The 20,798-nt window shown below is 58.1% G+C and carries 21 protein-coding genes; 14 read left to right on the top strand and 7 right to left on the bottom strand.

Annotated elements, in window-relative coordinates:
- The first annotated feature begins 69 nt into the window (after positions 1-69).
- The 6 genes from DU506_RS06055 (at position 70) to DU506_RS06030 (ending at position 5,463) form a co-directional block, all read left to right on the top strand.
- Entirely contained in the window at positions 70-318 is a 249-nt protein-coding gene (locus tag DU506_RS06055) for a YfhL family 4Fe-4S dicluster ferredoxin (RefSeq protein ID WP_114486042.1), read from the top strand.
- A gap of 96 nt (positions 319-414) precedes the next feature.
- Entirely contained in the window at positions 415-1,734 is a 1,320-nt protein-coding gene (locus tag DU506_RS06050; protein ID WP_114486090.1) for an MATE family efflux transporter, read from the top strand.
- A gap of 160 nt (positions 1,735-1,894) precedes the next feature.
- On the top strand, positions 1,895-3,205 hold the full coding sequence (locus tag DU506_RS06045; protein WP_114486041.1) for a short-chain fatty acid transporter: 1,311 nt from the start codon (positions 1,895-1,897) through the stop codon (positions 3,203-3,205).
- Positions 3,206-3,349: 144 nt separating this feature from the next.
- Positions 3,350-3,832: an acyl-CoA thioesterase gene (locus tag DU506_RS06040; protein ID WP_422822313.1), complete on the top strand. Its 483-nt coding sequence runs from the start codon at positions 3,350-3,352 to the stop codon at positions 3,830-3,832.
- Between the two features lie 147 nt (positions 3,833-3,979).
- Positions 3,980-4,387, top strand: a complete 408-nt coding sequence (locus tag DU506_RS06035; RefSeq protein WP_181870705.1) for a DUF1622 domain-containing protein — start codon at positions 3,980-3,982, stop codon at positions 4,385-4,387.
- Between the two features lie 71 nt (positions 4,388-4,458).
- A complete protein-coding gene (locus tag DU506_RS06030; protein WP_114486038.1) occupies positions 4,459-5,463 on the top strand; it encodes an ion transporter in 1,005 nt (334 codons plus the stop codon).
- Between the two features lie 102 nt (positions 5,464-5,565).
- Here DU506_RS06030 and DU506_RS06025 read toward each other — a convergent pair whose 3' ends face one another.
- Positions 5,566-5,697 (bottom strand): entericidin A/B family lipoprotein, encoded by a 132-nt coding sequence (locus DU506_RS06025; RefSeq protein ID WP_114486037.1) that lies wholly within the window; start codon positions 5,695-5,697, stop codon positions 5,566-5,568.
- Positions 5,698-5,865: 168 nt separating this feature from the next.
- Between DU506_RS06025 and DU506_RS06020 the strand changes: the two genes are divergently transcribed.
- Positions 5,866-6,300 (top strand): HIT domain-containing protein, encoded by a 435-nt coding sequence (locus DU506_RS06020; protein WP_114486036.1) that lies wholly within the window; start codon positions 5,866-5,868, stop codon positions 6,298-6,300.
- Here DU506_RS06020 and DU506_RS06015 read toward each other — a convergent pair.
- From DU506_RS06015 to DU506_RS06000, 4 genes are read right to left on the bottom strand one after another with little or no spacing between them, the layout of a single operon-like run.
- The gene (locus tag DU506_RS06015) at positions 6,288-7,301 is read right to left on the bottom strand and encodes a nickel/cobalt transporter (protein ID WP_114486035.1); all 1,014 of its coding nucleotides are present in this window, start codon (positions 7,299-7,301) and stop codon (positions 6,288-6,290) included. The genes DU506_RS06020 and DU506_RS06015 overlap by 13 nt on opposite strands.
- Positions 7,292-7,963, bottom strand: a complete 672-nt coding sequence (locus DU506_RS06010; RefSeq protein WP_114486034.1) for a DUF1007 family protein — start codon at positions 7,961-7,963, stop codon at positions 7,292-7,294. The genes DU506_RS06015 and DU506_RS06010 overlap by 10 nt, the downstream gene beginning before the upstream one ends.
- A gap of 55 nt (positions 7,964-8,018) precedes the next feature.
- Complete coding sequence (locus DU506_RS06005; protein WP_235825455.1) at positions 8,019-8,408, bottom strand: hypothetical protein; 390 nt, start codon at positions 8,406-8,408, stop codon at positions 8,019-8,021.
- On the bottom strand, positions 8,405-8,968 hold the full coding sequence (locus DU506_RS06000; RefSeq protein WP_114486033.1) for a hypothetical protein: 564 nt from the start codon (positions 8,966-8,968) through the stop codon (positions 8,405-8,407). The genes DU506_RS06005 and DU506_RS06000 overlap by 4 nt, the downstream gene beginning before the upstream one ends.
- A gap of 102 nt (positions 8,969-9,070) precedes the next feature.
- Between DU506_RS06000 and DU506_RS05995 the strand changes: the two genes are divergently transcribed.
- Together DU506_RS05995 and DU506_RS05990 are read left to right on the top strand one after the other, a co-directional pair.
- On the top strand, positions 9,071-10,216 hold the full coding sequence (locus DU506_RS05995) for a glycerate kinase (RefSeq protein ID WP_114486032.1): 1,146 nt from the start codon (positions 9,071-9,073) through the stop codon (positions 10,214-10,216).
- Between the two features lie 173 nt (positions 10,217-10,389).
- Positions 10,390-10,863: a Dps family protein gene (locus DU506_RS05990; RefSeq protein WP_114486031.1), complete on the top strand. Its 474-nt coding sequence runs from the start codon at positions 10,390-10,392 to the stop codon at positions 10,861-10,863.
- Positions 10,864-10,950: 87 nt separating this feature from the next.
- Here DU506_RS05990 and DU506_RS05985 read toward each other — a convergent pair whose 3' ends face one another.
- Complete coding sequence (locus DU506_RS05985; RefSeq protein ID WP_114486030.1) at positions 10,951-13,110, bottom strand: tRNA(Met) cytidine acetyltransferase TmcA; 2,160 nt, start codon at positions 13,108-13,110, stop codon at positions 10,951-10,953.
- Between the two features lie 331 nt (positions 13,111-13,441).
- Between DU506_RS05985 and dctP the strand changes: the two genes are divergently transcribed.
- The 4 genes from dctP to DU506_RS05965 all read left to right on the top strand — a co-directional run bounded on the left by dctP (position 13,442) and on the right by DU506_RS05965 (position 18,388).
- Positions 13,442-14,545 carry a TRAP transporter substrate-binding protein DctP gene (gene dctP, locus DU506_RS05980; RefSeq protein WP_114486029.1) on the top strand — a complete coding sequence of 368 codons (1,104 nt, stop codon included), beginning with the start codon at positions 13,442-13,444 and terminating at the stop codon, positions 14,543-14,545.
- Between the two features lie 67 nt (positions 14,546-14,612).
- Positions 14,613-15,113 (top strand): TRAP transporter small permease subunit, encoded by a 501-nt coding sequence (locus tag DU506_RS05975; RefSeq protein ID WP_114486028.1) that lies wholly within the window; start codon positions 14,613-14,615, stop codon positions 15,111-15,113.
- Positions 15,110-16,441: a TRAP transporter large permease gene (locus tag DU506_RS05970; protein ID WP_114486027.1), complete on the top strand. Its 1,332-nt coding sequence runs from the start codon at positions 15,110-15,112 to the stop codon at positions 16,439-16,441. Before DU506_RS05975 ends, DU506_RS05970 begins: the two co-directional genes overlap by 4 nt.
- A gap of 330 nt (positions 16,442-16,771) precedes the next feature.
- The gene (locus DU506_RS05965) at positions 16,772-18,388 is read left to right on the top strand and encodes an ABC transporter permease (protein WP_114486087.1); all 1,617 of its coding nucleotides are present in this window, start codon (positions 16,772-16,774) and stop codon (positions 18,386-18,388) included.
- On the opposite strand, the gene DU506_RS05960 is transcribed toward DU506_RS05965, so the two are convergent.
- Positions 18,341-19,468, bottom strand: a complete 1,128-nt coding sequence (locus tag DU506_RS05960) for an ABC transporter ATP-binding protein (protein ID WP_114486088.1) — start codon at positions 19,466-19,468, stop codon at positions 18,341-18,343. The two genes, DU506_RS05965 and DU506_RS05960, sit on opposite strands and share 48 nt — an antisense overlap.
- 204 nt (positions 19,469-19,672) lie before the next feature.
- On the opposite strand from DU506_RS05960, the gene DU506_RS05955 reads away from it, so the two are divergent.
- On the top strand, positions 19,673-20,701 hold the full coding sequence (locus DU506_RS05955; RefSeq protein ID WP_114486086.1) for a Fe(3+) ABC transporter substrate-binding protein: 1,029 nt from the start codon (positions 19,673-19,675) through the stop codon (positions 20,699-20,701).
- Positions 20,702-20,798: the final 97 nt, after the last annotated feature.

The following is a 20,798-nucleotide window of genomic DNA, read 5'->3' as shown; positions in this document are numbered from 1 at the left end:
GCCCTTACCTGACCAAAACACTCGGCTATTTGCCGACTGTGTCACGCCAGCCATTCGCGAGGTATGCCCATGGCCCTGATGATCACCGACGAGTGCATCAACTGCGACGTCTGCGAACCGGAATGCCCCAACGATGCCATTTCCGCCGGGGAGGAGATCTATGTGATCGATCCCAACCTGTGTACGGAATGTGTCGGCCATTACGATGAACCGCAGTGTCAGCAGGTCTGCCCCGTAGACTGCATCCCGCTCGACCCGAACCGCCCGGAAGACCGTGACCAACTGATGCAAAAATATAACCGCATCACCGCGGCCTGAATTCTTGTAAATATGGGCCTGTAGAAAGCTCAGTGCTGACGCCCCGCCTGCCAACGGGGCGTTTTTTTGTTTCCCTTCGCCAGACGAGACATTGCCTTGCCGGTAACCACTTCTTCCCGCCCTCGCATCTGGACGCTGGCCTGGCCGATCATCATCTCCAACATTACCGTGCCCCTGTTAGGGCTGGTGGATACCGCCGTGGTCGGCCATTTACCGGATTCAAGTTACCTGGCCGGAGTTACCCTGGGCGCGACCCTGTTCAGCTTTCTTTACTGGGGATTTGGCTTTTTGCGCATGGGGACCACGGGCCTGGTGGCCCAGGCGATGGGCCGCGAAAGCGATAGCGATGTACGTAATCTGCTGGGGCAGTCGTTACTGCTGGCGGGCATTATCGGGGTGCTGTTGATCGTCTTTTCGCAGCCCCTGATCCAGCTGGGGCTGTGGCTGCTGGGCGGCAGTGAAACCGCTACCACCCTGGCGCACGATTATGCGCAAATCCGTCTTTTTTCAGCACCCGCGGTGCTGGCCAATTATGCGATCATAGGCTGGTTTCTGGGGCAGCAGAACTCCCGGGTGATATTGATTCTGCTGGTACTCACCAACAGCGTGAACATTCTTCTCGACCTGCTATTCGTGGTCGGGCTGGGCATGACCAGCAACGGCGTGGCCTGGGCCAGCGTTATCGCCGACTATACAGCGCTGGCAGCCGGTGGCTGGTTGATCATTAGCCGGCTCAAGCGGCTGGAGGGGCGGTTTCTGCGCGAACGTCTCGCCCGCTTATCAGCTTACCGAGAGCTTTTTCAGGTCAATGCCAACCTCTTCGTGCGCACCCTGGGGCTTCTGTTCGCCATGGCGTTCTTCACCGCTCAGGGGGCAAGCCAGGGCGATACCATCCTGGCAGCCAATGCGGTGTTGATGCAGTTCATCATGCTCACTTCCTATGCGCTGGATGGCTTTGCCCATGCAGCGGAGTCGCTGGTCGGTCGTGCCTACGGCCGCCGTCACTGGGAAGAGTTTTCGATTACCGTGCGCGCGGCGGCACGCTTTTCGCTACTCACGGCAGCCGGAGCCTCCATCACCTTCGCCCTAGGAGGCAACGCACTGATTGCCTTGCTCACCGGCTTGCCCGAAGTCCGCGCCACAGCAGCCATTTACTTGCCCTGGATGGTGGCCATGCCGCTGATTGCGGTATTGAGCTACTTACTCGACGGAGTGTTCATCGGCACGACCGCCGTACGTGAAATGCGTAACAGTATCTTCATCGGACTGGCAGTCTACCTGCCAGCCTGGTGGCTTACCGCAGGCCTTGGCAATCACGGTTTATGGCTCGCCTTCACACTTTTCACGCTGGTGCGCTCAGCAGTACTGGTGAGTTACTACCTGCGTTATCGACGTTCGCGCTGGCAGTCCCGATAAGCGTTGAAGCTGGGGTATGGGAGAGTTCTGAAAACTGAGCTAACGTTAGTCGAGCATGTCATCAGCTACCCTGAAGCCCTCCGCTAACCAGATGAAAAACCCTCTGATCATCCGTATATTAGCGGCACGTCTTCTATAACCCAATAAAAGTGAGCATTTCATGCTTAAAATGATCTCGAAACCCGCGGTCAAGTTGGTGGAACGCTACTTGCCCGACCCTTATATCTTCGTGTTGTTACTCACCTTGGTTGCCGCCGTGGCAGCGATCGCCGTCGAGCGTCAAACCCCATTGGCGGTGTTGCGTTTTTGGGGTGACGGTTTCTGGAATCTCCTGACCTTCTCGATGCAGATGTTGCTGGTACTGATCACCGGCTTCATGCTTGCCAGCTCCCCGCCGATCAAGCGTATTCTTCAGCGCATTGCCGGCAAGGCCACCAATGCAGGTAACGCCATCTTGCTGGTGACGCTGGTCTCGCTGACCGCCAGCTGGATCAACTGGGGGTTCGGTCTGGTGGTGGGCGCCCTGTTCGCCAAGGAACTGGCTCGCCTGGTACGTGTGGATTATCGTCTACTGGTGGCGAGCGCCTATTCCGGCTTCGTGGTGTGGCATGGCGGGCTTGCAGGTTCCATTCCGCTGGTGATTGCGACCGAAGGCCACTTCACCGCCGACCAGATCGGCATTATCGGTACCGGTTCGACCATCTTCGCCTTCTTCAATCTGGCCATTGTGGTGTGCCTGTTCATCGCCATCCCCCTGGTGAACCGGATGATGCTGCCCGACGAGAAAGATAGCGTCTATATCGACCCCAAGCTCCTCGACGACCAGATCGAAGCCCCGGGACGCGCCACACGCCCGGCGGAAAAGCTTGAGAACAGCGTGCCGTTGGCATGGATGATCGGGATACCGGGGCTCTTGTTCCTGCTCGACCATTTCCTGTTGCGTGGCGGCGGCTTGAACTTGAACATCGTCAATTTTCTCTTCCTGTTCCTGGCTCTTGTGCTGCACCGTACCCCACGCAGCCTGCTCAATAGTCTCAACGAGGCGATCAAGGGCGGTGCCGGCATCGTCATCCAGTTCCCTTTTTACGCCGGCATCATGGCGATCATGATTCAATCCGGCTTGGCCCAGAGCATGTCGGAATGGCTGATTTCCTTCGCCACCGAGACGTCACTGCCGTTCTGGTCGTTCTTGAGTGCAGGGATCGTCAATCTGTTCGTGCCTTCTGGTGGCGGCCAGTGGGCAGTGCAAGCCCCGGTTATGCTCCCCGCCGCTGAAGCCTTGGGGGCTGACATCCCCCGCATCGCCATGGCGGTGGCTTGGGGCGATGCCTGGACCAATCTGCTTCAGCCTTTCTGGGCACTGCCGGTACTTGCCATTGCCGGGCTCAAGGCCAAGGACATCATGGGCTTCTGTCTGATTCAACTGTTCATCACCGGGGCGATTATCAGTGTCGGCCTGACTTGGTTCTAAATTTCGCCTTTGCATGTTTACGCTCGTCCCAGGTGTTGTAACCTTGGACGAGCGTTTTGCTGAAAGTCTGAACAGTCACCCCCCTCACGCCTGGAGCCCATGGCCGTGTATAATAATGACCTCCCACGCCAGCACGAACTGAGCATGACTGTATTGATGACGCCGGACATGGCTAATTTCAGCGGCAAGGTGCATGGTGGCGCCATTCTCAAGAAACTCGACGAAGTTGCCTACGCCTGCGCTAGCCGCTATTCGGGCAGTTATGTGGTCACCCTTTCGGTGGACCAGGTGCTGTTCAAACAACCGATTCACGTTGGTGAACTGGTCACCTTTCTCGCGTCGGTCAACCATGTCGGGCGCTCGTCGATGGAAATCGGTATCAAGGTGCTTGCTGAAGACATTCGCAACAAGGTGATACGCCATACCAACAGCTGCTATTTGAGCATGGTCGCTGTGGATGAGAATGGTACTCCCGCTGAAGTTTCCCCGCTCAAACTGGAAACATCACTGCAAAAGCTACGTTTCGACAAGGCCGCCCTACGCAAGAAGCTGCGCAAGCAGGCCGAGATAGAGGCCCGTCGCACGCATGAACAGCATTATGAAACGCAGCGTCTTGCCAAGGAGTAAGCCTTCTGCATAAACGCTAGCGCCTGAAACGTGCAGTCGTTGAAGTGACATTGATCATTCCGGCTGCGGCCGGATATTTTGCTGAATACCGCAAACATCGCCATGCTGTGGAATGAGCGTTTCCGATCACTCAAAGGCGAGGCATGCATGGAGCAGTTCATCACCATTATCGACTTCGTTGCCTTGGGCGTAGAGGCCGCCGGGGTAGTGGTTATCGTGGCCGGTTTTATTTTCGCCACTTACCGTTTCCTGCGAAACCCCAAAGTGGAAGGCAGTACCCACCAGGCTTATCTTGGCTATCGCCATGCAGTGGGAAGGTCGCTTCTGATAGGCCTGGACTTTCTGATCGCAGGCGATCTAATCAAGACGGTAATCATCGCCAATACCGGTTCGCAAGTGGCTACGCTGGCTGCGGTCGTTCTAGTGCGTGCCTTCCTGGCTTTCACCCTGCATATCGAGATAGAAGGCCAGTTGCCGTGGCACGCCAGCAAAACCAAACCGGCTCCCTACGACGGCAATAAGCCTTCCAGCATTCATCAGAATCATCAGGAGTAATGCCCAATGGCAGTTAACCACTCGCCTTGCTCTGCCCACGAAGCTTCCCACTACCTAGACGAGAAGCATCCATGACGGCTTCAGCCACCTCACGTAAGCTCCCTAAGAGTGTGGAATATCTACATCTCACCTGGGATGTAATGATCATGGCCGCGGTCGTGATCAACCTGAGCCTACTCCTGTTTGATTCATTATTTTTACTGGATTACGTGAGCAATGGGCTGGAACGCTTGGCGCCTGATTTCCATGCCTTCTATGCTCAAAACATTCATGCCAACTTCATGCGTATCGACTTAGCATTTGTGGCTATTTTCGTTGCCGACGTGTTGCTGGGCTGGGCGGTTGCCATTGCCGAACGACGCTATCACCGCTGGTTTTTTTACCCCTTTGTTTACTGGTACGACGTCCTGGGCTGCATCCCTTTGAGCGGCTTTCGCCTACTGCGTATTCTGCGGGTGGTATCACTGCTCTATCGCTTACAGCGCTTGGGATGGATTCACGTCGAAAAGTGGGGCATTTACGCCTTTCTGGCCAAGTATTACGAGGTACTGCTGGAAGAACTTTCCGACCGTATCGCCCTGCGCCTGCTCGACGATGTGAAACATCAGGTGCAAGCCAGTGACTCCCTTACCGAACAGCTCATCGAACGTGTGGTGATGCCACACAAACAGCAGCTCATCCATGAAATTGCCCAGCGACTTGAAGATATGGTGGGTGGCACCTATCAGCGCAATCGCCAGAATATCATGGTTTACATCACTGAAGTGGTCGGTCGCACCCTGCGGGAGAGCCCGGAAATTCAGCGTCTGAATCGCTTGCCCATGGGACATCAGATCACCCAGGCAATGAATGAATCGCTGAGCGGCATTGCCCGCAGGTTGGTCGATGAAATAGCGCTCGGGATTCATTCTCGCGAGTTCAACACCCTTGTCGAACGCGTGGCGGATAGCGGCTTCGACACCTGGCTGCGGGTCGATGACCATAGCGCACAGGTGTCCGAACAGGTGATGATTGAGATACTGGAAATGCTCAAGGATCAGGTTCGCCGCCAGCGCTGGAAGGAACGCTACGACTGAGGCCAGGCCTTGCGGCTAGCCACGACGGCGCACAATGCAAAGGGGTAAGCATTTCTGCTTACCCCGTCTTTTCTTCTAATCAGTCATGCCAAGCAGGCAGTGTTACTCGGCCGCTTCTTCCACGGCTCTTCCTCCTTCCTGTACATCCTGTCCCGCCCCTGCAATGGTGTTGCAGCCTGTCAGAACACCGGCGGACAACAATAGGATAAAACTCACTGCGAGTAGCTTTTTCATTGTGATTCTCCTTAACGATAGATCAAGACATAAGGAAACTTATGTGCTTCAGCGTAACAGCATTTAGCGGTTTTGCTTAGCTTTCTCAACGGCTTTTATCCAGCCTACTCCCGTGCTGCGGCAAGCCTGCTATGATGAAAACCATCTTCTCGCGCCAAGGAGCCGCCCATGAACGATCTGGAGCTGGATGAACGCCTGCAAGCTGATACATTCCCCGTAACCGAGCTTCCGCTGTGTCGGGTATTACTGATGGATGACGCCCGCTTTCCATGGATAATCCTAGTACCCCGGCGCCCCGGTGTCAGGGAAGTCTTCGAGCTTTGCGAAGAGGATCAGCGCCAGCTGTGGCGTGAAGCCACCACCATCGGCGAAGCCATGAAAGCTGATTGTCACGGGGATAAACTCAATATCGCCACCCTGGGCAATATCGTCGAGCAACTGCATGTGCATGTGGTCATACGGCGCAAGGATGACGTTGCCTGGCCCGCCCCGGTATGGGGGCAGGGTAGCGCAGAGCCTTACGGCAAGAGCGGGCTGGCCGCCATGCGCGACCATCTACTGGCCCAGATCGAAGGACTGAACCTCGACTCTCAGCCGGCCTGACCGCTAAGCGGGTTGCTGGTGCGGGCCGGCGGCTCATTGAGCAAGGACCCACCGGCGGGTTGCGTGACGCCCGCAACGCTCAAGGAAACTCCCAAGGCTGCAATCAGTAATCCACCACTCAGAGCGACCCAGCCGGTGACCCGCTGAATGCCTTGCTGGCTGCTCTGACGTGCCAGGCGCCGTTGTGCCCAGCCACGCGCCACCACACTGGCTAATGCCAGGGCGGAAACGGTCAGGGCAGTACCCAGGGACATGACCAGCACCGCCGCGACTCCAACCGCAAACTGCCCCAGCAAACTTGCCGCCCCCAGCATCAGCACCCCACCCGAGCAAGGCCGCATGCCGATGGCACCCACCGTCATCAGGGCGGTACGCCAGTCCAGCGCCTGAGAAGGCTCGATATGGTGTGCACCGCCACAGCAGTGGCTATGGTCGTGGTCGTGGTCGTGGTCGTGGTCGTGGTCGTGGTCGTCAATATCAGCTGAGCGGGGATAGGCCCGACGCAATTGCCTGACCGCACGCCAGCATAACCACAAGCCAAGCCCCGCCACCAACAGAAAACTCCCCTGCTCGACCCAAACGACACTTCCCATGGCCTGTCGTGTCACCCAGCCAAGCCCATGTACCAGCACCATCACCAGCGCGATGGCGGTGATTCCCTGAAGCATGGAAGCAGCGAACGACAACCCCAGCGCTCTGCGCACCGCACCGCCATGCGTGGCCAGGTATGTCGCCAGCACTGCCTTGCCGTGCCCCGGCCCTGCCGCATGAAAGACGCCATAGCCGAAGCTTACTCCCAACAGCGCCGTCCAGGCCGTGCTTGAAGGCTCCCGAGAAAGCTCGGTGATAGCCAACGTCAAGCCACGGTGAAGTTCACGCTGCCAAGCCAGAAGCTGATAACTGAACGTCTGAAAACCGCCTTGGGTCACCCAATAAACCAGCGTTCCCAGGACAGCCACCAGGCCGATGAGCACGATAGTCTGATGACGGTTCACGGACATGCCACCTCGCCGGTTTCCGCAAAGTGGCGCCCCAGCCCCGGTGTCGCCTGCTCATCGACATCCAGCATGGCTGCCTTCATGACGCGTTCCGGATCAGGGTCGGCGGGAAGAATATCTAGCCGACACTCCTGTTCACTGCTCAGGACCAAGGCGCTCTCCAACGGTTCACCTTGATCGGCTTCATGCACCACTTCCAGGTAATAGCTCGGGTCAAACACCTGATAGCGCAGAATGCCTCCTGTCAGAAGCTGCGGCGTCTGTAACGGCAGGATGAACATGAAACTAACCCGCCCGTCGCGCTCCATCACGGTATAATCGGTGACCTCACCCAACCCTTGTCGCTCGTCATTGAGATAAACCTCTGTGAAGTAGCCCTGGTTCGCCAGATTATCGCGAATCTCATGCCCGAGTTGATCCAGGGCGACATCCAGGCTCTCTCCTTCTACCTGCTGGAGTTCTTCGAGTACCACCAGGCTATAAAAAGGGTCCATCCGCCAGGTTTGACGCAGCCCTTCCACCCGGCCTTGCTCATCGGTCATCACCCGCACGCTCAGGTCTATCCACCCATGAGGGTGAGCGCTTACATTGGCGCTCAGCATGCCCAACAGCAATAACGCAGCGCCTTTCCACCCACCGGCACGCAAATATCTTGTTAGCCTCATCTTACGATCAGCCTCACCTGGTTGTTTGTTAGTTAATCTCGTTCAGCGATAAAATTCAGGGAACCAACCCCACCTTGGCCTGAAGGCTGGCTAACCAAGGGTCAAGCAGGTAGGCGGGCAGAGGTTTTCCACCCCGTTGCGCCATTATTCGAACAAGGCTAGCATTCTCGCCTTGTTCGATCACCTGAAGTGTCACGCGATATTCTGGCCAGCGTGCCAGCGACGCTTCCGCGCGCCCCAGTGCAAGGTCGGCATGCCGAATCACGTATCCCTGTTCCACCAGCAGCTCAACCGCCTGACGCAATGTCGTTTCGGCGGGTGCCGAAAGTGTCATTTCACTCGGAGGCACAGGCGGTGTGGCGGCACAGCCCGCCAACATGACCAGCCATAAACAACCCGCCAACATGACCAGCCATAAACAACCCGCTAGCAGACGGCAACTCATGGCGCGGCTTCCTGTTTTTGAGAAGGCTCTTGAGAAAACGCTGCCATGGCTTGATCCAGGCGCTGACAGAAACCAGCATCGCTGGCACTGCGCGCTTCGCGCAGCTCCCCGAGCTGATCGAAGCGGCGAATATCGCGTGACACCCGCACCTCATTTTCATCGACCAGTAGCGTTACCCGCTCCACTTCCGTGGGCCGCTGTCCGATACCGCCGTAGCCCAGCATGACACCCGTTGAAAAACCTCCCCGACTGCCCAGCCCGATACTTCCGAAAACCCGAGTGCCTCCTCCATACCAGCCATTGAGGTCGTGCCAAGGATCATAGGCCAGCAGTTCACTGCTACGGCTGACACTGACCAGGCCAAGGTCGGTATCCGACGCATCCAGCGAGAACCCCCATTCGATCAATACTTCCACCCCGGCCGCCAAGGGGTCGGCGGCCTCGCTCACGAAATGGCAAGCCGGGTCCGGGTCGGGTTCTGCCTGCGGCAAGCGGTCCGGCACTACCTGGCAGCCTGCCAGCCCTAGCACTCCGACCATACTGAGTAGTTTCCACTGCATTGGGAATCCTCTGGAAAGCGGCTTGTCTGGTCCGGCGCCACCGGCTCGCGTTAAGCTCACTATGCTACGCCTCACTGACAGCCGTTTGCGGAGATCGTGCCCATGAATATCCTGCTTTGTCCGGACAGTTACAAGGACGCCTTGAGTGCCCAGGCGGCCACTGCGGCCATGGCTCGCGGCGTGCTGCGGGCCGACCCTGACGCCACAGTGGTTTCATGTCCCTTGGCCGATGGTGGCGAGGGAAGCCTTGAGGCCTTGATTGCCGCCACCAGCGCTCAGCGACGTTCGACGACGGTGCAAGATGCGCTGGGACGCCCCATCGAGGCCGCCTGGGGCTGGCTTGCCGAGCAGCATACTGCCTATATCGAGCTGGCCGAAGCCAATGGACTACAGCACCTTGCGCCGCAAGAACGCAATGCCGGACATACCTCCTCCTTCGGCACCGGCGAGCTGATTCGCGCAGCCCTCGATCAAGGTGCAAAACGGCTTTTGCTACTGCTGGGCGGCAGTGCCACCAACGATGCCGGTGCCGGCATGCTTAGCGCCCTGGGGGCTCGTTTGCTGGATGCCCAGGGACAACCATTGCCTGCCGGTGGAAAGGCACTTGCCCACCTGGCAAGCCTGGATATTACCCAGCTGGACCCCAGGCTCTTACAATTGAGCATTGAAGCGGCGGTGGATGTGGACAACCCCCTGCTGGGCGAACGTGGCGCGAGCGTGGTATTCGGCCCGCAAAAAGGCGCTACCGCACAGGATGTCGTCATTCTGGATCAGTCGCTTGGGCATTTTGCAGCTATTTCCGCCGAAACGCTGGGCGAGGACTACCGTGAGCTAGCCGGTGCCGGTGCCGCCGGCGGAATGGGCTTTGCCGCCCATGCCTTTTTGCGGGCCAAACTGCGCCCGGGTATCGAGATGATCATGGCACAGACTCACTTTACCGAGCACCTATCCAGGGCGGACCTGGTGATTACCGGCGAAGGCCGCCTGGACGGCCAGAGCCTTTCCGGCAAGACCCCCATTGGCGTGGCACGCCTGGCCCGGAAGCACGCCAAACCGGTGGTGGTACTGGCCGGAAGCCTGGGAGATAACTGGCATGCCTGTCTGAAAGAAGGGGTCACGGCCGCCTTTGCTCTAGCGGACGGCCCCATGTCTCTGGAACAGGCGCTGCGCCATACCCCCGAACTCCTCGCCGACCGCTGCGAGAACGTGATTCGGCTGTGGCAGGCAAGCTCAGCGCTTCGACCTTGAAAAACCTTCGCTCTTGAAAAATCTAGCCACCGTCAGCATTTAGGGTGGAAGAGGTTAATCGCGCAGCCCTATCGCAACGATAAGTAGAAGTTACTTTTCCTCTTTCGCTGAGCGCTTTACCCTGAAGCGTGGGCAATCGCTCAAAATGAGCGCACCAGACAAGGAGATATTCCATGACAGAGACCAACAGCATCGGTTTGCACGAAGGCAGCGCCAGCCAACTCGCTGAAAAGCTCAATCACCTTCTGGCTAACTATCAGATCTTTTACATGAACGTGCGTGGCTATCACTGGAACGTGAAAGGCTCCAACTTCTTCGAATTGCACACCAAGTTCGAAGAACTCTACACCGATTTGTTGACCAAGGTGGATGAAGTCGCTGAACGTATCCTGACCCTGGGCCACACGCCGGTACACGCCTACAGCGATTACGTGACGATGGCCGACATCCAGGAAGCCAAGGACGTACATGATGGCGAAGCCTGCGTGCGAGGCATTCTCAAGGGCTACCAGACCTTGATCGAACTGCAGCGTGACGTTCTGTCGCTGGCCTCGGATGCCGATGACGAAGGCACCGCCTCCCAGGCCGGAGACTATATCCGCGAGCAGGAAAAGACCGTCTGGATGCTCAATGCCTACCTGGGGTAGAGCTTGTTGAGATAGTGTTTTTTTGAGATAGAGCTTCTTAAAAGATCGGCACCGTTCCAGTGGTGCCGATCTTTTAGGTTTCACCGATCAAAGCACCCCGGCATGCAGCAGCGCAGCCACCGCTTTTCGCAACTCAAGCGTTGCCGCGCCCCGCGCTTTATCCAGAGCCCGCCCCTGGAAAGCCCAGGCCACCAGTCGCCGGCAACTTTGCTGGTCCTCTACGGCCAATCGCCCTTGGCACCCATGCAGTACCAATGCCTGAATCGCCGGACGCGCCAGGGCCGGTTCACGCTGGGCGAAAGCCACGTCCTCAAGATCCTGACGCATCGCTTCCGAGACGGCGGGTTTCGGCAGGTCGGCGAGCAAGGCGGTCGCCACCGCGGCCGGCAAATTGGTCAGTTCAAAGGCGAGCAACCCAGGCAGGGCCGCATGGAAACGCTGGCGTAGCTGCTCAACCAAGGCGCTTCCTTGCGCCGTAAGTCCTTGCGCCACCATCAACGCATGCTCCCCGGTAGTCGTGTCCCGCTTCAAGCCCAGGCGCAGCGGAATAAAACCTAGCGCACGCCAGAAGGCCAGCAAATCAGGGTCGGCACCAAAGGTGGCACCGTAAATTTCACGGCCTTGCGCGCGCGCCAGGGGAATATCCGCGTCGATCAATGCCCGGCCCAAGCCTTCACGGCGGCGCTCTGGGTGCGTGGCGATACGCGTCACTCGCCGCCAGCGCCGCGTTACCGCCTCGCGAGAACCGGCATGGGCGGCAAGCGACTGCGCCAGCAAATGGCCTTGGGGGCGTCGTTCGCCCCGTGCTACCCGGTCCGCCATCTCACTATCGAATCCGCCTTCATCCCGGGTGACCAGCACCGCCTGTGGCAAAAAACCCTTCGCCTTGACTACCTGCAACCGCGTACCGGGGCCATCCAGCAACTGACGCAGATCGCTAGGCGTGGTGCGATAGTGCGCCTGCACCAGCAGACCGAATACCGCTCGCAAGCGAGGCTCGTCGTGCGCCAGCTCCGCTCGCTCTAGCGAGACCACCTCAACCGGTTGAGAGGATACCGGCCCCGGCTGGGCGTCGAGCAATAGAAGCGACGACGTGACCTCTTCCAAGGGGTCCCCGCTTGTCCAGCGCACCGGCGTCTGCATCTCGATTTGACGCCAATCGGGGGTGCGTTGGTCCAGTTGGGCGCGAAAACGCAAAGCAAAACCACGCCCTGAGCCTTCATAGCCATGAATCGTCGTGGCAAAAGCGATGCGTGGAAAGGCTTCCAGCCAAGTACCGAGCAGGGCCGCGGGAATCGCGGCGGCTTCATCTACCAGTAGATAGCTACCCTTGCCGCCCAGACTGCTTTCCGCCACTTGGCGCGTCAGGACATCCGGCGCAACGAAGCGAACCTCACCGACGTCGGGAAGCACAAAGCGTAAGCCATCACGCAAGCCTTGCGGACACAGCACTTCCAGCCGGGCGAATACCGCTTCGACGGCACTCGGGCGAGGCGCGCTGAGCACCACCAATGCCACACCGGATTGCAGCAGTTGGGCGCTGGCGATTCCCAGGGCGGCACTCTTGCCGCGCCCACGGTCGGCGGTGATCACAATCGGTCGGCGGCGACGCAAGTGGGTCAGTTGCTGGACCACCGCTGCCTGGTCGAGCGTCACGCATTCAGGCGCCATCGCTTGATCGTGTTCGCTTACAACTGTTGGCTTCGGCCTTGCCGGAAGCCTGGGCAAATGCGGGCATTGGCCAGCCTGCCAATGCACTACCTGGCTGGAGCGATGCAGCAGCTGCGCCAAGCGCTTCAGATAATTGGCTGATAACGAGGGCCAGGCATGGGGATAATCGGCAAACCGTACATAGTCGGCATCCGGGGTTTCGCCCCAGGCAATCGGCGTCATCAATACCAATAGCCCTCCGGCTTGCAGGGTGCCGGAAAGCGCACCCAGGGCGTCCGGGTCAAACCCATTGCCTTGGCTTACCGCGTCGATGATGACCAGCCCATGCTCGGCGCCCAACCGCGTGCGTGCCTGGCGTGGGCTGATTGCGTCAGTGACTGGTGCCGGGTTTCCCACCCAGAGAGGCGCCTGCCAGGAATGCGCTTGCCATAACGCCAGGGCTAGTCGATGGCAGTCAACTGCATCGCCACGCAACCACACCAGATTACGCCAGCCTCGCCGTTTCAGCCGACAGGCATGACGAACCACCAGGCCGGCGGCACGCATCGGGGTTTCGCTGGAGGAGAAATGCGGCATGCATGTTCCTTTAAATAGGCGATTAGCTTACAACTTTGGTATTAACACAACCCGCTTTTCAACGGTTTTCAATTTCTGACAGGGACTTTAAACGCATCAATAAAAATTATAAATCACTGAATTAAATAATATTTAATAGTAGAAGCACCCACTGGCGCAAGGTTTAACAACCACTTTCTGATATTGCGTCGCAACGGTTGAAATATGCTAGCTTGAGTCGGCGGTTGACCGACTAGGCAAGGCTTTGTCAGACGTATACGTCAACTGCGTCATCCTATTTCCCGATGATCAAGACCAACAATTTCACAAGCCAAACGCCAGGAAATATTCCATGAAAAAAACGACTCAATTTGCCATTACCGGTCTCGCCGCCGGTGTCGCCCTTGCCGCCCTTTCCACTACCGCTCAGGCCCAGGAACGCTGGACCATGACCACCACCTGGCCGGACAACCTGGCGCTGATCGAAATCGACCGCCACTGGGCTGACCTGGTCAATAAACTGGCCGGTGACGAGCTGGAAATCAACTTCCGTGCCGGCGGCACCCTGATGCCCGGCACCGAAGTGTTTGATGCCACCGAAACCGGCAGCATTGAAGCCGCAGGTGATTGGCCCGGTTACTGGGCAGGCCGCAGCCCGGCCTTTTCGCCGCTGGCCACTACCACCAGCCTGTTCAACGGCGTGGATTACCTGAACTGGATTCAACAGTGGGGTGGATTCGACCTCTATCAGGAAGTCTACGGCAACTACAACATGGTCTACCTGCCGTACGGGATCACCAATAACGAGTCCGGCTTCATGGGTCGCACCCCCATCGAAAGCCTGGCCGACCTCGACGGCAAGCGCATCCGCCTTTCCGGACGTGACCAAGGACGCGTTCTGGAAGAGCTTGGCGGCTCACAGGTCACCCTCGCCGGCGGTGAAGTCTATCAGGCCATCGAGCGCGGCGTGATCGACGCCGGTGAATTTTCCACGCCGGGCGTCGACTACGAAGCAGGCTTTGCTGAAGTGGCTGAATACTGGGCCACGCCGGGCTGGCACCAGTCCGCCAGTGTCTTCGGCGTGATGATCAACAAGGATGCCTGGGACGCGCTTTCCGAAGAAACCCAAGATAAGTTGAAGATCGCTGCCGAAGCCACCATGGCCTGGTCGCTTTCCTGGTCGGAGCGCGGTTCCACCGAAGGCACCATCAAGTTCCAGGAAGCCGGTGTCGAAATCAATCAGTTCTCCGAGGAAGACTTGGCACGCATTCAAGACATCACCAATGAAGTGATCGTTCGCGGTGCCTGTGAAGATCCAATGCATGCCAAGGTTTATCATTCCATGGTCAGCTACATGGAGCATTACGCTAACTGGCGTGATATTACCGCGCCGTTCAACATGAGCCGTACCATCGACAACCTGCCCTCCCTGGAAGAAATCGAAGCCTGCCTGTAAGGCACTCAACGCCGCCTCGATGCCTGGCATCGGGGCGGTTTTTTCGTATTGATTGCGGAGTTCCTCCATGAATGCAATTGCCAAGGCGATCGATACGCTCAATGAAGTGTTCGGGCGAATCATTGCGCCGCTGATTGCGATTATCGCGCTCATAGTTCTTTACGATATTGCATTGCGCTTCTTCACCGGTCGCCCCAGCGATTGGGCTTTCGACATCACCAAGATGCTGTTCGGGGCTCACTTCATGCTGATGGCGGCGTACGGGCTGCGCCACCATGCTCACGTCGAAGTCGATGTGATCAAACGGATTCTCTCACGCAAGAAGCAGGCGATGTTAGACATCATCGGCTACCTGATCTTCTTCGTGCCCTTCATGTGGATGCTGATAAGCCTCGGCTGGAGTTTCTTCATGCGCTCGTTCAGCCGCGGTGAAACCACCTATGGCATGGTCGCGATTCCGGTTTACCCGATTAAAGGCGTCATCTTCGTGGCGGCGGTACTGATCCTGCTGCAAGGCATCGCGATCTTCATCCGGGCTATTCAGCAACTGCGGGAGGAACGGGCATGAATTTAAGTCCGGAAATGCTCACCCTGGTGATGTTCGCCGGGTTGATGGTGGGCCTGTTCATGGGCCATCCCCTGGCGTTCGTGCTGGGCGGCGTCGCGGTGATCGGTGCCCTTGTGGGGCCCGGCCTGAATGTGATGGGCACCCTGATCAACAACATCTATGGCAATGCCATGGACAACTACGTGCTGGTGGCGATCCCGCTGTTCGTGTTGATGGCGCGGTTTCTGAACGACTCGGGGGTGACCGAGAAGATGTTCGATGCCATGCGTCTGTTACTCGCCAACCTGCGGGGCGGCCTGGCCTTGACGGTGGTCATCGTGTCGGTGCTGCTGGCCGCGACCACCGGCATCGTGGGTGCCTCGATAGCGGTAATGGGCATGATCGCCCTGGTGCCGATGCTCAAGTATGGCTACAACAAGGAGCTGAGCGCCGGGGTGATCATGGCCAGCGGCTGCCTGGGCATCCTGATTCCGCCCAGCATCATGCTGATCCTGATGGCCAGCTACTCGCCGGTCTCGGTAGGGGCGCTATTTGCGGGGGCCTTGATCCCGGGGTTGATGCTGGGGGTGATGTACGCGCTCTATGTGCTGATCATCTGCTACATCAAGCCCGAGTACGGCCCGAAGGTGCCGGCGGAAGAGCGCGCCCAGACCAGCACCGGCGAACTGCTGATCATGCTGTTCAAGTACGTTCTGCCGCCCATGGCATTGATCCTCGGGGTATTGGGGGCCTTGTTCACCGGTGTGGCCACGGCCACGGAAGCCTCGGCCATCGGGGTATTCATCGCCTTTCTGCTGTTCATGATCTTTGGCGACCGCAAGCTCAAGACCTGCTACAACACCCTGATTGATGCCAGCAAGACCACCACCATGGTCATGCTGGTCCTGGTCGGGGCCACGGCCTTCACCGGGGTGTTCTCCAGGGGTGGTGGCATGAGCGTGATCAGCGACCTGGTGCTGGCCATGCCCGGCGGCACAACCGGGGCCTTGATCCTGATGCTGTTTCTGGTGTTCATTCTGGGCATGTTCCTCGACTGGACCGGCATCGTGCTGCTCAGCTTCCCGATCATGTTGCCCATCGTCGAGGCCATGGGCGTGGATATGCTGTGGTTCGTGGTGATGGTCGCGGTGGTGCTGCAGACCTCGTTTTTGACGCCGCCGTTCGGCTACGCCCTGTTCTATCTCAAAGGGGTGGCACCGCCCGGGGTGGAAATCGTCGACCTGTACAAGGCGGTGATTCCCTTCGTGGCCTTGATTATCCTGGCGTGCCTGCTGATGGCCTTCTTCCCCTGGTTGATTACCGGCTTGCCGGCCATCCTGGTGGGGTAATCTCTTTCCCCTGGGGTTAGGAGACTTCCTTCGGGTTGATGAGTACGTATTGATAAGTACAACGCCCGCCGCTGAAAAGCGGCGGGCGTTGTGGTTATTAGATGGTGGTTTCTGGGTTGGCACGCGCTCAAAGGTCTGACACAGGCTGCAGATATAGGCACCAAGTGATACTATTCTCATCCGCTATCCAATTACATTCAGCTGGTTTTCGCCCTACCTATCGGAAGGAGTTACCGCTTGTCCCGTTCAGACACTCTACGACATCCCTCACTTACTCGGCGGTTGTCACTGCGCTTCAATGCCTGGAGCGCTTTGACCATTGTCATTGCCATGATCGTAGCCCTGCCGGTGATAACGGTGCTTGCGCATATTTTCATGCCCACCGACGGGATCTGGCAGCACCTTGCCAGCACCGTCTTGGGTCGCTACCTGAGTAATACCCTGTTTCTGGTGGTAACGGTGGGCATGGGCACTTTCGTGATCGGTACCGGCACAGCCTGGCTGGTGGTGATGTGCCGTTTTCCGGGACGTCGGCTTTTTGAATGGGCCTTACTGCTGCCGTTAGCGGTACCGACCTACGTCATTGCTTATGCCTACACTGATTTCCTGCAGTATGCCGGGCCGTTGCAAAGCTGGTTGCGGGCGATCTTCGAATGGGGTCGAGACGATTATTACTTTCCCAATATCCGGTCGCTGGGGGGCGCGGCCACCCTGATCACGCTCGTGCTTTATCCGTATGTCTACATGCTGGCGCGGGTCGCCTTTCTCGAGCAATCGGTGTGCGTTTTGGATGTGGGACGAACCTTGGGTCGCGGCCCTTGGCGGCTATTCAGCAGCGTCGCATTGCCGCTGGCACGCCCGGCGATTGTCGGTGGGGTTTCGCTGGTATTGATGGAAACGCTCAATGAATTCGGTGCGGTGCAATATTTCGGTGTGGATACCTTTACCACCGGTATCTATCGCACCTGGTTCGGGATGGGCGAGCAAGTGGCTGCCGCCCAACTGGCGGCCTGCCTGCTGGCATTCATCATTGTATTTGTGCTGCTGGAGCGCTGGTCGCGAGGCAAACGGCGTTACTTTCATACGTCGAGCCGCTATCAGCAGCTACCCGAATACCAGCTCAGCGGCTGGCGCAGCCTGGTCGCTTTTAGTGCCTGCGGTTTGCCGATATTGATCGGCTTTCTGCTTCCCAGCGCTCTTTTGGGCCATCTTGCCGTGCGCCAGGGTGACAGTCTGTTCGGCACCCAGTTTATTGATTTTGCGGCTAACAGCCTGGTACTGGCGACGCTGGCCGCCGCCATGGCAGTCGGGCTGGCGCTTATCCTGAGCTACGGAGTACGCCTTCACCCCGGCCCGGTCACACGTGGCGCTACTCGCATTGCAGCCATGGGCTATGCCGTGCCCGGGTCGGTGGTCGCGGTGGGCATCCTGATCCCTTTCGCCTGGCTGGATGATCAGCTCAACAGTTTCTTGCGCGAACATTACGGCATCATTGCAGGGCTGATCTTCAGTGGCTCCGCCTTCATTCTGGTGTACGCCTACGTGGTACGCTTTCTGGCCGTCTCGTTCAATACCCTGGAAGCCAGCCTGGGCAAGGTAACTCCCAGCATGGATGCAGCTTCACGGACCCTGGGACAAACGCCGGGTGGCACCCTGCGCCGAGTGCATACCCCCATCATGCGCGGCAGCCTATTGGCCGCCGGAATCCTGGTTTTCGTCGATGTGATGAAGGAGTTGCCGGCCACGATCATTCTGCGGCCTTTCAATTTCGATACGTTGGCGGTTCGGGCTCACAGCCTGGCGGCGGATGAACGGCTTGCCGAAGCCTCCACCGCCTCATTGACCATTGTGGCGGTGGGTATCATTCCGGTGATTCTGCTCAGTGTGGCCATGCGTCGCTCACGCCCCGGCAGCGACCAGGTTGAGAGGAAAGACAAACACCTGTGAAGGGTCCAGTTGAATCGAAACCGGCTGCCCTTCCGCGGGAAGAAAAACCCCGGGCATCCGCGCATGCAGGTGCGACTCATGGCCTTGGGTATCGTGGGCACAGATATGCAACAGGCTGGTGCGACCCAGTAATTTAGCCATGATGATGTGGCTACGCCGATGCAGCGCCGGCTCGTCAAGTTCGGTTACATTCAACGCCTCGGGGCGGATCATCACTTGCACGCGACAGCCTTCCGCCAGCCCCGGGGCCGTCACCGACCCGACCGGCGTTTCCACCGCCCCATTCTTCACTTCGCCTTCCAGGTCATTGACGTCGCCGAAGAAGGACACCACGAAAGGATGCCGGGGGGCGCAGTAAAGCTCGCGTGGCGTTCCCATCTGCAAGATATGCCCTTCGTGCATCAGGGCGATGCGGTCGGCCATGAACATGGCTTCTTCCGGGTCGTGAGTCACCAACAGCGCACCCGCCCCCACCTTCTTCAGCAAGTGCAACGTATCGTCGCGGATACGATCGCGCAGCCGCGCATCCAGACTTGAAAACGGCTCATCCAGCAGCATCAACTGCGGCTCCGGCGCCAATGCCCGGGCCAACGCGATACGCTGCTGCTGCCCGCCTGAAAGGGTGTGCGGATAAGTGGAGGCAAACTGCTTCATGCCCAGCTGCTCAAGTAGCTCCATACCACGCCGACGACGCTCACGGCCGGGCAGGGACTTGAGGCCGAAGGTAATGTTCTCGAGCACGGTAAGGTGCGGAAATAACGCTGAATCCTGGAACGCCAAGCCCACGTTGCGCTTTTCCGGCGGCACATGCGCCATACCGGGAGCGCTGATGGTGGTGCCATTGAAGGCCATGCTGCCCTGTTGCAGCACTTCGAGACCAGCAACGATACGTAACAAAGTGGTCTTGCCACACCCCGAAGGGCCGAGTAGGCAAACCACCTCCCCCGGCTGCATTTCCAGACTGATATCTTCCAGGGCAACGTGCTGGCCATAAGCATGACGAATGTTGTGCATGGCGAGTACCGGCGCCTGTCCTGACGCAGGATGCTCGACAGTGGATAGATTCAGTTGGCTATTCATAGTGAAATCGGCTCGACTGTACGAGAAAAAGTTGTTTTCCATGGTAACGCGAAACGTTCGTAAATACGTTGCAATTGTACTCGCATTTACAAAACACGGAGCGCTTTCAATAGTTGACAACATAGGAGACAAGCGCTTCAATAGCAAAACCGAATGCAACGTATTATCATTCAATATCAGGCACCCATCACCAAGAGGCTTTCAATGCTTACCCACTCACGTCTCGTCCTGCCGTTCGCTGCCCTGCTCACCGGCGCTGCTTTTGCCACCAACGTCTCCGCCGAGGAAGTGAACCTCTACTCAGCACGCCACTACGACTCTGATCAGGGATTGTATGATGTGTTCACCGAACAGACCGGCATCAAGGTCAATGTTCTCGAAGGCGATTCCGACCAGCTTATCGAGCGTATTCTGCGTGAAGGCTCGGCCAGCCCCGCTGATGTAATGATGACCGTGGATGCCGGCCGCTTGTGGCGCGCTGAACAGGAAGGCATCTTCGAAGGGGTCAAATCCGAGGTTCTCAACGAGCGTCTGCCTGACGCCATGCGTCACCCGGAAGGCAAATGGTTCGGTTTCAGCCAGCGTGCCCGCGCTATTTTCTATAACCGCGACGCCATCGATCCCAGCGAAATCACCAGCTATGAAGATCTTGCCGACCCCAAATTCGAAGGCCAGGTCTGCATTCGTTCTTCGAACAATATCTACAACCAGTCGCTGCTCGCCTCCATGATCGCGCATCACGGTGAAGAAGGTGCCCAAGAGTGGGCGCAAGGCGTGGTCGACAACATGGCACGCCAGCCGCAAGGTGGGGACACGGACCAGATCCTAGGCGCGGCCAGCGGAGAGTGCGACCTGGCGGTTGCCAACCACTACTATTACGTACGCCTGCTGGAATCCGACAACGAGTCGGACCGTGAAGCTGCCGAGAAAGTCGGCATCATCTTCCCCAATCAGGATGGCCGTGGCACTCACATCAACGTTGGCGGTGCCGGGGTGGTGAAAGACGCACCGCATCATGACAACGCCGTTCGCTTCCTGGAGTTCCTGGCATCCGACGACGCTCAAGAAATCTTCGCAGCCGGCAACAATGAATTCCCGGTCGTGGAAGGCGTGGAAAAATCCGAGGTACTGGAATCCTGGGGCGACTTCAAGCGCGATGAGCTGAATATCAGCATTCTGGGTGAAAACAACCCTGAAGCGGTACGTATCTTCGACCGTGTCGGCTGGCGCTAAGCGCTAGACCCCACCGGTTCGTCAAAAAGCCCGCGGATTGCTCTGCGGGCTTTTTGTTTGGAGCAAGCGCGTCTGAGAAACACGCCCTTTCGAGACA

The organism is Vreelandella rituensis, assembly GCF_003336665.1.
In the GTDB taxonomy this organism is placed as follows: Bacteria; Pseudomonadota; Gammaproteobacteria; order Pseudomonadales; family Halomonadaceae; genus Vreelandella; species Vreelandella rituensis.
The sequence above is the reverse complement of the archived record's forward strand: the minus strand, read 5'-3'. Positions and strand labels throughout refer to the sequence as shown.